Origin of the sequence: Embleya sp. NPDC127516 (genome assembly GCF_044765325.1) — a bacterium.
Taxonomy (GTDB): Bacteria; Actinomycetota; Actinomycetes; order Streptomycetales; family Streptomycetaceae; genus Embleya.
This window is the reverse complement of the sequence record NZ_JBIWJT010000069.1, coordinates 3,116-15,568: the sequence shown is the minus strand read 5'-3', so window position 1 is coordinate 15,568 and position 12,453 is coordinate 3,116. Positions and strand designations below refer to the sequence as shown.

The 12,453-nt window shown below is 70.5% G+C and carries 14 protein-coding genes; 4 read left to right on the top strand and 10 right to left on the bottom strand.

The genetic code is table 11. From position 1 onward, the window contains the following. On the top strand, positions 1–942 hold a 942-nt coding region (locus ACIRL2_RS50715; RefSeq protein WP_402242501.1), incomplete at its 5' end, for a TniB family NTP-binding protein. Between the two features lie 142 nt (positions 943–1,084). On the opposite strand, the gene ACIRL2_RS50710 is transcribed toward ACIRL2_RS50715, so the two are convergent. From ACIRL2_RS50710 to ACIRL2_RS50670, 9 genes are all read right to left on the bottom strand, one after another. After that, positions 1,085–1,849, bottom strand: a complete 765-nt coding sequence (locus ACIRL2_RS50710) for an alpha/beta fold hydrolase (protein WP_402242498.1) — start codon at positions 1,847–1,849, stop codon at positions 1,085–1,087. Positions 1,850–1,867: 18 nt separating this feature from the next. After that, positions 1,868–2,287, bottom strand: coding sequence for a nuclear transport factor 2 family protein (locus ACIRL2_RS50705; protein WP_402242496.1), 420 nt, complete (start codon positions 2,285–2,287; stop codon positions 1,868–1,870). A gap of 159 nt (positions 2,288–2,446) precedes the next feature. After that, positions 2,447–2,968: a flavin reductase family protein gene (locus tag ACIRL2_RS50700; protein WP_402242494.1), complete on the bottom strand. Its 522-nt coding sequence runs from the start codon at positions 2,966–2,968 to the stop codon at positions 2,447–2,449. Positions 2,969–2,985: 17 nt separating this feature from the next. Next, on the bottom strand, positions 2,986–3,330 hold the full coding sequence (locus tag ACIRL2_RS50695; protein WP_402242493.1) for a cupin domain-containing protein: 345 nt from the start codon (positions 3,328–3,330) through the stop codon (positions 2,986–2,988). Positions 3,331–3,350: 20 nt separating this feature from the next. Further along, positions 3,351–4,805, bottom strand: a complete 1,455-nt coding sequence (locus tag ACIRL2_RS50690) for a 4-hydroxyphenylacetate 3-hydroxylase family protein (protein WP_402242490.1) — start codon at positions 4,803–4,805, stop codon at positions 3,351–3,353. After that, positions 4,805–5,488 (bottom strand): DUF2848 family protein, encoded by a 684-nt coding sequence (locus ACIRL2_RS50685; RefSeq protein WP_402242487.1) that lies wholly within the window; start codon positions 5,486–5,488, stop codon positions 4,805–4,807. The genes ACIRL2_RS50690 and ACIRL2_RS50685 overlap by 1 nt, the downstream gene beginning before the upstream one ends. Positions 5,489–5,498: 10 nt before the next feature. Then, positions 5,499–6,317 carry a nitrilase-related carbon-nitrogen hydrolase gene (locus ACIRL2_RS50680; RefSeq protein ID WP_402242508.1) on the bottom strand — a complete coding sequence of 273 codons (819 nt, stop codon included), beginning with the start codon at positions 6,315–6,317 and terminating at the stop codon, positions 5,499–5,501. Beyond that, positions 6,317–7,003, bottom strand: a complete 687-nt coding sequence (locus tag ACIRL2_RS50675; protein WP_402242485.1) for a GntR family transcriptional regulator — start codon at positions 7,001–7,003, stop codon at positions 6,317–6,319. Before ACIRL2_RS50675 ends, ACIRL2_RS50680 begins: the two co-directional genes overlap by 1 nt. A 327-nt stretch (positions 7,004–7,330) precedes the next feature. Beyond that, on the bottom strand, positions 7,331–7,489 hold the full coding sequence (locus tag ACIRL2_RS50670) for a hypothetical protein (RefSeq protein ID WP_402242482.1): 159 nt from the start codon (positions 7,487–7,489) through the stop codon (positions 7,331–7,333). Between the two features lie 407 nt (positions 7,490–7,896). On the opposite strand from ACIRL2_RS50670, the gene ACIRL2_RS50665 reads away from it, so the two are divergent. Further along, positions 7,897–8,370, top strand: a complete 474-nt coding sequence (locus ACIRL2_RS50665) for a DUF1259 domain-containing protein (protein WP_402242479.1) — start codon at positions 7,897–7,899, stop codon at positions 8,368–8,370. A gap of 209 nt (positions 8,371–8,579) precedes the next feature. On the opposite strand, the gene ACIRL2_RS50660 is transcribed toward ACIRL2_RS50665, so the two are convergent. Further along, positions 8,580–10,091, bottom strand: a complete 1,512-nt coding sequence (locus ACIRL2_RS50660) for an ISL3 family transposase (protein ID WP_402242505.1) — start codon at positions 10,089–10,091, stop codon at positions 8,580–8,582. Positions 10,092–10,477: 386 nt separating this feature from the next. Here ACIRL2_RS50660 and ACIRL2_RS50655 point away from each other — a divergent pair, with 386 nt between their 5' ends. Further along, entirely contained in the window at positions 10,478–10,849 is a 372-nt protein-coding gene (locus ACIRL2_RS50655) for a hypothetical protein (RefSeq protein ID WP_402242477.1), read from the top strand. 110 nt (positions 10,850–10,959) lie between these two features. Beyond that, the coding region (locus tag ACIRL2_RS50650) for a tetratricopeptide repeat protein (protein ID WP_402242475.1) at positions 10,960–12,453 on the top strand (1,494 nt) is incomplete at its 3' end.

Here is a 12,453-nt window from a genome sequence, read left to right as displayed (position 1 = left end):
ATCCTGGGCCGCCACCAACGCATCACCGCCCGACCGGCGTTGATCGTCACCGGCCCCGCCGCCGCCGGCAAGACCACCGCGCTGCTCCACGTCGGGCGCGCCTGCCACCTCGCCCACGCCCGCCGTGTTCCGGCGCCGCCGGGGCAGGCCCACCCACGCGTGCCGGTCGCGTACGTCCTCGTGCCGCCGGGCGCGACCGCGAAGGCCCTGGCCGGCGAGTTCGCCCGCTATCTCGGCGTCCCCGCCGGCGCCCGGATGACGCTGGCCCAGATCACCGAGGCCGTGTGCCATACCTACCACCGGGCCGGCGTCCACCTCGTCCTCATCGACGAGATCCACCGCCTCAACCCGCGCACCACCACCGGTGCGGAGACCGCGGACCTGCTGAAAGACCTCACCGAACGCATCGGCGCGACGTTCGTGTACGCGGGCATCGACGTGACCGCCACACCGTTGTTCGGCGGGGTACGCGGAGCGCAACTCGCCGGACGCGCCTCGTTGGTCGAGTGCGGGGCCTTCCCCGCCCGGCTCGGGAAACGCGAACCGTTCAAAGAATTGATCGCCGGAGTGGAAGCCGCCCTCGACCCGAAACGCACACCGCGCGGGGACACCACCGCCGCCTCGCGCCCTACCTCCACCAACGCACCGCCGGCCGGATCGGCAGCCCCCTCCCGTCTCACCCGCCTCATCCGCCTCATCCGCCTAGCCGCCATCACCGATCGACGACGGCACCGAACACATCACCAAAACCAACCTCGACCGGATCCGCCTCGACCACACCGCCGAAACCCGACACCACGCCCGGCTCGACGGCCTCTTCGCCCGGGTCGCCACCGACCCGGACTGCGCACCGCTGGACCAGGCCCCGATGTTGCGGCTCCTGCTCGCCCGGTTCCTGGGCGCACCACACACCTGAGTCGCACGCACGGGCTCGCTCGTTGAACCGCCCGGCGTACCGCGAGCACTGTCGCATGCCGAGGAGCCGGGGCGACGTTGGTCGTCGCCCCGGCTGCTTCGCGCGTCTCGTGTCGAGACGGGATCGGTCGTCTTCGCCGGGCGGCCGTCCCGGGCTTGACGTGTTCGGCTATTCGGGATTGCCCCGTCGGGATTCGGCCGCGGTGAGGAAGGCTCTCAGCGCGTCGTTGAACGGTTGGCCGATCCGCTGTACGGCGTGCGGGCTTCCCGGGAAGAGCCTGCGCTCGGCGTTCATGCGTGTCGCCAGCACGTCGCATACCGCTTCGAACGCGGGGGTTCCGCCACCCGATACGACGAGCTTGGGGAAGGTGGTCCCGGCGAGCAGCGGCAACGGGACTCCCGTGTCCCACGGCTGTTCCGTCTTCAGATTGTGTACGGCCTCCGCGAACTCCGGGGGAAGCGGGCTCGGCAGCGAAAGCTTGACGCCGAGGGCCTCCAGGAATCCCGCCAGGAACGTCTCGTCGTCGGCCGAGACGTTCCGCTCCCAGTGCCGCATCAGTGCCTCGCGCAACTCGTCGACCGCGGGATGGCCGATCCCGTTGGGCAGCGCGGGTGGTTCGATGACGGTGAGGGAGCACACACGATCCGGGACCAGCGCCGCCGCCCGCATGGCGACGACACCGCCCATGGAGGTGCCCACGAGGTGGGCACCGGAACCGATCAGTTCGGCGATCTCTTCGGCATCGCGATCGGGGTCGATGCGATCGGTGTGCGGGCTCGGACGGTAACCGCGTCGATAGGGCGCGATCACGGTCCATTCGTCCGCGAAGGGTTGCTGTTCCACGAATGCGGCGGCGGCGGAGTTCAGGCTGCCGTGAATCAGCAGGAGCCGGGGGCCGTGATCACCCCATCGCTCCGAGGCGAGCGTGTTCAACGACGTACTCCGTTCTGCTCAGGCACGGGGGCCGGCGGCGAAGACACCAGGGTCGATGTCGAGCCGGCGGGACTCGAATCGCCAACCGTCGGGCGTGCGGACCAGGGTGTCGCGGTAGATGCCCGTCGCGATGACGAACGGCGATTGCACGACCTGGAGTTTGACCACGACGCTGTACATCTCGGCCCGCTCGGCGTCGCCTTCGATCACGTGATTGACGCCCAGGTGTCGCGCGCCATCCTCCTTGCCTGCCGCGATGTGACCGCGGAGGAACTCCTTGATGGACGTGTGGCCCTGGAAGGTCCCGTAGTTCGCGACGAACGTTCCGTCGGGGATCCAACACTGTGCCCAGGCGTCGACGTCGTGCGCGTCGAGGTATTTGAACTGCCGGGCGGCGAGCTCTTGGATCGCCAGCCTGTCTTCCACTGTCAGGGGCATGTCTGTTCGCCTTCGCAGGGGCGCCGCGGGGCGGCGCTTGTCGGTTGCGGTTCGGGGGCTGCGACCCGTGGGGGCAGCCCGGATTGCGGCGGCGTCCGCCGTTCGGCCGTTCGGCCGTTCGGGGCGATCAGGCCCCGAGAGCGTCGGGCCGAGTGGGGTTCAGAAGTACCAGGGCACCTGGGCGTGGCCTCGGTCGACGAGGTCCCCGAAGCGTCCGCCGAGGAAGGCCAGCGGTTCGCCGGCGCGCTCGCAGGTATCCAGGACGCGGCCGACGACCACGATGTGGTCCCCGGCGACGAAGTGGCGCTCCACGTCGCATTCCAGGTGGGCGAGGGCATCCGGGATCACCGGTACGCGGTGTCTTCCGTACGCGGGTTCGAGGCCGGCGAAGTGGTCCTCGGCGCGCCGGGCGAAGCGCATCGCGATCGGTTCCTGACGCGACGACAGGATGCTGACGGCGAATCGTCCCGAAGCGGTGATCGCGTCGGTGCTGCGCGCGCCGATGTTGAGGCAGACCAGCAGCAGCGGCGGGTCCAGGGACACCGAGGTCAGCGAGTTGACCGTCATCCCGTGCGGCGTGCCGTCCAGAGCGTAGGTCGTGACCACCGCCACCCCGGTGGCGAAACGGCCCATGGTCAGGCGCATCGTCTGCGGGTTCACGGACGCGAGGGTGGAAGCCATGTCGTTGTCTCCGATGCTCAGGCGCGGTAGCGCACTTCGAAGGTGACCACGCCCTCGTCGGTTCGCCAGGGCCCGTGCGGCATGCCCGGCGGGCGGCAGGCGTACATGCCGGCGGTGAACGTGCGGTCCAGGGTGATGTCGGTGAACGAGCCCTCCAGGATGTACACCTCTTCCCAGAAGTCGTGGCGCTGCACGCCCATCGCAGTGGAGTCGGCGCCCGGCGCGTAGCGCAGGATTCGGGTCGCGACCCCGGTGGCGGGGTCCTTGGCCAGGACTCGTTCGGTGATCGCCGGGTCGTCGCCCGGACACAGGGTGAACTCGATGTCGGAGACGGGGAAGAACTCGTGTTCGGGCTTGCTCACTGTGGTCACGCTCCTGTGGTTCACACGGTGCTCTCGACGTGGTAGCTCGCCAGGAAGGCGTCCACCGCGGCGAGTGGCGCGTCGAAGTCGTAGTTGCGGTAGGCGTAGCCCTTCACCACGAACGGCGCGCCCGCGTAGAAGAGTTCGTACTGGTGGTGGCGCCCGGCGAACTCGCTGCCGACGGCATCCCAGACCAGCTTGAAGAGTTTGACCCGCTCCTCGGCCGTGGCTCCGGGGCTCTGGATGTAGCGATCGATGTCGGCGCGCGTTTCGGGATTGGTCATGTCGGCTACGCTGGAGGGCACTTGGAGCACTCCCCCGCCGACGAGGTCGCGCAGGATCGCGAGCACGCGTGGGTACAGTTCCGACTGCATGCCCATCGCTCCGTAGACGGCCCGGGAGCCGGGGCGCCACATGCCCTGCTCGTCGGGCGCGGCGGTGTATTCGGCGGCGAGCACCGCGGACTCGGCAAGCGAGACCAGGCTCGCGAGTTCACCGAGTTTCTCGACGACGCCCGGGAAACGATCGACTCCGTTGACGGCGGCCACCTTGCGGGCCAGGCCGGCCAGGAACTCGAGCTTGACGCTCAGTCGGATCTGGGCCTGCCAGTTGCCCAGCACGTGGGCACCGGTGTCGAAGAACTGGCGTCGCAGTCCGGGGACGTCGCGGTACACGAACACCTGCTCCCACGGAATGAACACATCGTCGAAGACCAACAGTGCGTCGGTCTCGTCGTAGCGCGTGGTCAGCGGGTAGTCGTAGGCGCTCGTGGCGGCCGGCGCGTAGGGGCGTCGACAGTACAGCTTCAGGCCCTGGGCACCGACGGGCACCGCGAAGCTCAGCGCGAAGTCGGTGTCCTCGGGGCCGAGCGGTTTGATGCACGACACCAGGATTTCGTCGGCGACTGCGCCGCCGGTGGCCAGCATCTGCGCGCCGCGCACCACGATGCCGTCGGGGCGCTCCTCGGCGACGCCGACCTGGACCAACTCGCCTTCCCAGGCGTGTGCGGTGGCCGCCCGGGAGACCTGCGGCGGAATGATCGCGTAGGACACGTACAGATTCTCGGCGGCGACCCGGCGCCGGTAGGCGACGATGTTGGCGGCCAGGTCGCGCTCGCCGCTCGCGAACGCCTCCGGGTGGGCTCCGAACGCGGCGATGAACGCACCGACATGGTCGGGGCTGCGTCCGACCCAGCCGTGGGTGTGTCTGGCCCAGCGGGTTGCGGCGGTGCGGTAGGCGGTGAGTTCGTCCCGGCTTCGCGGGGCCGTGAACAGCAGGTTGATCGGCTCGCCGGTCTCCGGGTCGGGGCGGGTGAAGCCGGATTCGGGGTCGGCGGCGATGTCGAAGAGTTCGGCGATCGTCGTCGCGATGGGTGTGAAGGCCGGGTGGTGGGCGACGTCCGCGACGGCCTCGCCGTCGACATGGACCCGACGGTCGTCCTTGAGAGAGGCCAGGTATTCGGCTCCGGTGCGCATCACGAACTCCTCTGGTGCACGGTGTAGTCATGGGTCAGGGAGGGCCCGCCGGGCAGGTCGATGGACAGCAGCCAGCGGGAGCCGTACACGAAGTCGCCGGTGAGCAGGGGCAGGGTGCCGCAGAACAACACCAGGTCACCGGCGACGTCGCCGATGGCCGAGGTCATCCGGTGGAGCAGTTCCCGGGGGTGGCGCAGCGCGGACAGTGGTCCGTACTGATAGGGGTGACCGTCGATCGCGGATTCGGCGGTCAGGTGTTCCCAGTTCGGTGGGCGGGTGCCGGCGTCGAGTTCGATCACGTCGGTGCCCAGCGGCTTGGGGCAGGCGGCCTTGGACGAGGTGATGTCCAGGCGTTCGCGTTCGCGGTCGGTATGGTCCGAGCCGACCGCCAGGAACAGTCGGCCTCGGTGGCGGATGACGACGGGTTCCACCTCGCCCGAGGTCGCCTCGCCGTCCACCGCGACGGTTCGTTCGGTGGTGAGCAGGGACGGGTCGAGATCGTAGAAGGCCGGCACGGTCGCGGGTGGCGGGATGCCGATGGCCGCGAGTTCCTCGATGTGGCGTCGCGCGGCGGCCTCGTCGCGCGCGGTGTAGCCCGCCACGACCAGGCGCGCCGGCCGCACGTCCAGGTATTCGTCGGTGTCGACCACGCGCATGCGCAGCGGTGGTATCGAGGTGCTCACAAGTGGTTCCTTAGCGTGGGTCCGGCGCGCTCTCCCGGGGCGGGAACGACGAAATGGGGCGACGATCGGCGAGGACCGGGAACTCGGCGCGCACCCGGTCGACGTCGGCGGGGTCGGCGTCGCAGAAGGTGACGCCCTCCTCGGTGCCGGCCTCGATCAGGACGCGGCCCCATGCGTCGACGACACGGCTGTGTCCACCGAGTTCGACGCCGCCGTCCTGGACGCCGACCGCGTTGCAGGCGATCACGAGTAGTTGTTGTTCGACGGCTCGGCAGGAGGTGAACAGTTGCCAGTGCTCGCGGCGGGCGGCGGGCCAGGCGGCGGGTACGACGGCGATGCGGGCCCCGCGGTCGACCAGGTCGCGCCACAGTTCGGGGAAGCGCAGGTCGTAGCAGGTGGTGGCGCCCAGGCGCCCGAGGGCGGTGCCGGCCACGTCGATCCGGTCGCCGGGGGTGAGCAGTTCGGCCTCGCGGGAGGCGTGGCCGAAGACGTGGATCTTGCGGTAGGTGTGCGCGATCAGCCCGTCCGGGGTGATCAGGGCGGCGGTGTTGAACAGCCGGCCGTCGTCGTCGCGCTGGACGAAGCTGCCCAGGTGCACGTGCGCGTCCAGTGCCCGGGCCCAGGCGCGGGCCGCGGTGACCGTGGGACCGTTCAGCGGCTCGGCGTGTTCGGCGTAGGACTCGAAGCCGAAGTAGCCGGCCGCCCAGAGCTCGGGGAGCACGACCAGGTCGGCCCCGCGGGTCTGTTCGACCATCACGCCCACCCTCTCGCGGCGGGCTCGGGGCGTTTCGGTCGGCGGGCTGGCGACCTGGACCAGGGCGATCCTCATCACGCCCCCAGGGAGCCGTCGGAGCCCCGGCGGGCGACTTCGGGCAGGTGCAGCGCGGCGAGCGTGCTGCCCAGGTGGGTCCCCAGTGCCTGGGCCGCCCGGTCCGGATCACCGGTGCGCAGAGCGGACACGATCGCCGCGTGCTCGGCCAAGACCTTGCGGAAGCGGCTCTCGTCGCCGACGACGGCACGCAGACCCATCCGGACCTGGCGCTCGCGCAACGCCTCGTAGAAGTCGGCGAGGACCGGGTTGCCGGCCTGTCGCACGATCGCGCCGTGGAAGGCGCGGTCGCAGTCGATGAATCCCACCGCGTCGTCGACCAAGCCCTCCTGGGCGGCCACGAGGGCGTCGAGCTCGTCCAGGAACGCTTCGCCGGCCGGGACCACGCGCCGCATGCTCCAGTCCTCGATCAGTTCCCGGGCTTCCATCACGGTGCGCACCTCCGCGTCCGAGATGGGCGGTACGAAGGCGCCCTTCTTCGGCATGATCTGCACGAATCCCTCGGTTTCCAGGCGCAGCAACGCCTCGCGCACCGGAGTCCGCGACGTGCCCGCCGCCTGGGCGACCTCGGACTCGATCAGGAAGGTTCCGCCGTCCCGAGGCAGGGCGGAGATGTGCTTCTTGAGCCATCGATAGGTGATGTCCTGGGCGGATCCACCGCCGGCGGGCTTTCGTACGCTGCTCATGAACGCAATGTATACAACACGCATACCAACGACAAGAGGTTCACGCCGGCGACTCCGTGAACGTCGCGGGCACCCCGAAGGTCGTGGTGTTCCCGGCGTACGTCACGCGTGGGCCGACGATCGGCATCGTCGACCGGGCGACCTGCCCGACCGGGTGCAGGTCCCCCACGACGAATGCCCGGGTGTGGCCTGTCCCGCGCGCGCCCCTCGCAACGAGTTCGAGCCCTGCCGCGCCGCCGGTACCCGATCCCCCGAAGAACGCGTCGGGATGCGGTGGAGTGTGCTGCCCCGGGCGGCCGGCAGCGGGCGTTCGCCTGGCGTCGAGCGTCAGGCCAACAGCCGTGCCGGCTTGGCCATTTCGGTCTCCGGGTCCGCCACGGGCCGGATCACCGGCTCGTCGACCCCGGACTTCGCCGGCACCTCGATCCGCTCGGTGACCTCGCCCCTGGTACCGGCAAAGCCGAACTTGTCCACCAGGGAGGGCACGATGAGCTCGCGGTCCTCCGGGGGACAGCCGGGCCGGGCAGTTGCGGTGGAACGCCCGGTGACGCTTGGGATCGGTGGGGGTGGCGCCGCGCAACCGGAGCGGACGGTCGACAGCCGCGGCCTCGTCCGGAGGGAGGGCCCGCGTACCCTGGTGTCTCGTCACCTCGTACCAAGGGCGCCGGGAGCGGGGCCGTGTCGCGATTCGAGGTTCCCGCTCCGTGCGGCGTCCAGGGGTTCGGTTGCTCGATGCCCCACCTCGGGGGTTCCCGGCGCCGGTCCTCGCCCCCAGACCGGCGTGGCGCTTCGGCGGTCCGGGGGCCGCCCGGTTTCATCGTCCGGACCGGTTTTTTTGGCGAGGGAGTCGATGTGGTGGCAAGGTTCCGGCGCGTGGTGCGATGGATGTCCGGGTGAACCCGTCGCGTCGGCGGCTGCCGGCCGCCGCGGTGGCGGCGCCGGTACTGGTCTGCGCCGCTCCCGGGGCGGCCGCGGCGGCAGCACGGCCGCGGAGGATCCTGCCGATGCCGACGGTGGAGGCGGACTGGAGCAAGGTGGCCGCCGTCCTTGGCCGGACGGGGACGATGATGGACGGCTCGGTCTATCGCGTGCGCTTCGCCCGGCAGGACCTGCCCGTGACCACCTACGGCGTCACGCTGTTCCTGGACTCCTACGCGGCGTTCACCCGCTACGGCGACGGCCGGACACTGCTGATGGGCAGCCTGGCGGTCACCGAGGCCGGGCTGCAGCACGCCACCGACGCGCTGCACACCGGCGGGCTGGAACCGGCCGCCATCCATGAACACCTGCTCGCCCACGAGCCGGCCATGTGGTGGACCCATTTTAACGGACACGCCAAGGACCCCTGGCCCTGGCCCACGGCGTGAAGGCCGCCCTGGCCGTCACGACCACACCCTCCACCGCACCACCCCCCTCACACAGCCGCGGACCGACCTGGACATTGCCGCCATCCACGGAAGAACCCCGTTCACTCTTGAGGAGGTGGTCGAACTCGCCGGCGTAGCGCGGGGGTCGGCCCGGGGGCATGTCAGCGTCTTGGCTCTGGCCCATAATCGGTGGTAGCGCCGTGTAGTGATCACTGGAGGAGGATGCGGTGGCGGAGCAGGGGGAATTCGGCTCGGCCGTGCATCTGTCTCATGATCCGTTTGGTTCGGGTGTTGACGCCCTCGGTGCGGCCGTTGTGGTAGGGGCGGGTGAGGCCGGCGTCGACGGCGGCGCGGTCGAGTTCGAGGCCGTTCGCGAAGGAGTGCAGGTGGGGCAGGTCGGCAGCGCGAACGGTGGTGATCCAGTCGGTGAGCTTGGCGTCGTTACCCTCCGCTGGGGTCAGCAGCTGAGCGAAGTCACCGGTGAGGCAGGCGAGTTCGGTCATCTCGGGGCAGGCTGCGGCGAGTTTCCGCAGTAGCGCGGTGTCCTTGTCGCGCAGGTTCTCGGGGCGGGTGAGCAGGAGGCGGGCGAAGCGCTGCGGGGTGGTGACCGGCTTCTCGCCCTCGGCGCGGCCTTGGGTGAGGTATCGGACCAGGAGGTTGGCGCTGCCGGTGTAGCCCAGTTCCTTGATCTCGCGCAGGAGGTGGGTGACGGGCACAGCGGGGTCTTCGCTTCGGCGCCGGCGCAGGTGGCCGCGGTAGGGATCGACGAGTGTGGGCTTGTAGCGGGGTGCGCGGCGGTCGCCGGTGGGCTCCTTCATGCGGGCGTACCGCTTGACGGTGTTCAGGGCGACGTCGAGGCGGCGGGCGCATTCGAGGAGGCCGACGCCCTGGCCGAGCAGTTGGTGGACGCGCTGCCAGCGCTCGCGAATGGTCTGCTCGCGCACGCCCCCGGGTCGGGTGGGGTTCACGACGGTGGCCCAGCAGGCGGCGTGGGAGCGGACTTCGGCCAGGGCCTTGCCGCACAGGTTGGACCAGAGGTGCCACCTGTCGCTGACCTGTACCGCTTCGGGAAGGGCTTGGCGGATCGCTTCGGCGTAGGTGGCGGAGCCGTCGCGGCAAACGTACCGGGCCCCGGGATGCTCGCGCAGCCACGTGGTCAGGGTCTGAGCGGTGCGGTCGGGCAGGACGTCTATCCGCTCGCCGGTCTCGGCGTCGATGATCACGGTGGCGTAGCGGTGCCGGCGCTTGAGGGCGAAGTCGTCGACGCCGATCACCCGCGGGACGCGCAGCGGCGGCCTCACCACCTGGCGCATGAGCATGCGCAGGGCGGTCGAGCGGGAGATCGCGCAGGCCAGAACGCGGCAGAGGCGGGAGCTCGCCCGGCCCGCTAACTCCTCTACCACGGAGTTCAGTTGGCTGGTCAGGCGGTTGGTGCGGCGCTGGTAGCGCTCCACGACGCCGGGAACCTGCTCGCGGAACGTCTGCCGCGGGCAGTCGAGAACCGGGCACACCAGGCGGCGGACCCGTACCGAGACGACGATCCGCCGCCCGTCCACCGGCACGTCCGCGAGCACCCGCCCATGAAACCCGTGCACCCGCGCTGTTCGCGTCCCGCAAGCGGGGCAAGGCACCGGATCGTCCCGAGTCCGCGCCGACACCCGGATGACCTCACCCTCACCCGTCACTCCCTTGATGACCAGGGCCGACAACCCTGAAAACACCACCGCCACAAGCTCATTGACATCGTGCACACCATGCCAACGACAACCGTCACCCTTCGTTACCACCGATTACGGGCCAGAGCCGTTCTTTTGACAGACCCGCGGACCACGCGAGCATGGAAACGACCCCTCTGCATATGTACTGTAGTTTTCAATGGGAACAGCCGCTCAGGCCCATGATGGTGGCCGAGGCACGGTGGTCATGTTGCCGGATGGCGGTCGCCCGGTTGAGGTTTCGGCCGATGCCCGTGTCGGTCGGCCGGACGCTGCGGGTATCGCCCTCTCGGAGACCAACGTCCTCACTTCCTGTGTCGTTGTCCCAGGCCGGTCGCGGCCGTGTTGCGGTTGGCGGGACTTGATCATGTCCCCGGGGTGAGCATGGGGCCATGACGGGTTGGCGGAAGGCGTGTCTGGTGGTTCTGGCGGTTGTCGGTGTGGCGGCGGCGGTGGGGTTGGTCGTGTTGCTCGTCGTCGCCGATCTCGATACGGCGGCCGGGGCGGGCAGCGTGGTGGGGGCGGTGGCGGGTGTCGCGGCGACCGGGGTGTCGGTGGCGGCGTTGTTCCGCTCGGCACCGACGACCGTCTCCGCGTCGGGTGGATCGAACGCGACGGGCCGGGACATGCACAATCCCCAGGCTCGTGGCACCGGTCCGAGTTCCGGGCCACCTCCCGCTCCGGGGCCGGGCGTCTTTGCATCGGAGGGGTCGAACGCGGCGGGCCGGGACATGAACGATCCGACCGCGCAGCGCGGCCCGTGAGGTGGGGACGCCGCCGAAAGCGGTCCGTCGAGGCCGGCGCCCCTGCGGCGGCGCCGAGCGTCTCGGCGACGGCGGGGTCCAACGCCGCAGGACGGGACCTCGTCAACCCGGTGGCCATCCATGCCGAGTACGCGCTGCCCGTCGAGGCGTACGCGCCGATCCCGGATGACGCCGCAGCACGGGGCGTGTCGAACATCCCCAAGACAGAGGGGTTCGTCGGCCGCGGCGATGAACTCGAGGAGCTGGAAGTGGCGTTCGCCGGGACGGGTGAGGTCGTGGTCCACGCCGTGCACGGGCTGGGCGGGGTCGGCAAGTCCGCGTTGGCCGCGCACTGGGCCGCAAATCGAGGCGAGGCGGTGCGGTGGTGGATCACCGCCGACACCCCCGACGCGGTCGACGCCGGGGTCGCGGCGCTGGGGCGCGCTTTGCAGCCGGGACTGGCGGGGTTGCCCGCCGAGTTGCAGACCGAACGCGCCATCGCCTGGCTCGCCGGCCGCGACGGGTGGCTTGTGGTGCTGGACAACGTGGAGGCTCCCGCCGATATCGGCCCGTTGCTGGAGCGGGTGCCGGGCGGGCGGGTCCTGGTCACCACCCGCCGCGCGACCGGTTGGCACCACCACGCCACCACGATCGCCCTGGGCGTGCTCGACCCGACCGACGCCGTGAAGCTGTTCACCGACATCGTCGAACGCACCGACGGGCACGACACGGACGGCGCCGACGCGCTGTGCGAGGAACTCGGATACCTGGCCCTGGCCGTGGAACAGGCCGCCGCGTACTGCGCCGAGACCGGCACCGGCCCGCGCGCCTACCTGGACATGCTCGCCCGGTGGCCCGCCACGATGTTCGCCGCCACCGCCGAGGGCGGCGACTCGGAACGCACCATCGCCCGGATCTGGCGCGTCACCCTGGACCGCATCGCCCACACCCCCCTTGCCGGGGACCTCCTGCGGATCCTGGCCTGGTACGCCCCCGAACACATCCCCCGCGACCTCCTCGACGACCTCGCCGAACCCCCCGCACTCGCGGACGCGATCGGCCGACTCCGCGCCCACAACATGATCACCGACAACCACGACGACACCCTCACCGTGCACCGCCTCGTCCAAAGCCTCGGCCGCACCCCGGACCCGGCGGACCCCCACCGCCGCTCCGCCGCCATCGACCACGCCCGCGATCAGGCCACTGCCCTCCTCGCGGACACGTTCCCCGCCGATGTCGCCCAGCCCTCCAACCGGCCCCGGTGCAGGGCACTCCTGCCCCATCTCGACGCTCTCACCCGCCACCACACCCCCGACCAGGACACAGTCGACACCGCGCGCGCCCTCGCTCTCGGCGCCGCCCACCAACACGATCAAGGCGCACTGGGCCCCGCCACCGAAGCCTGGAAACGAGCCCTGGCCACGTGCGTACGGGTGCTGGGCGCCCACCACCCGGACACGCTGGTCTTCCGCAACGACCTCGCGGGCGCGTACCAGTCGGCGGGTGACCTGGGCCGCGCCATCCCGCTGTACGAACAGACCTTGCGCGACCGGGTGCGGGTGCTGGGCACCGACCACCCCCACACGCTGGCCTCCCGCAACAACCTCGCGGGCGCGTACCGG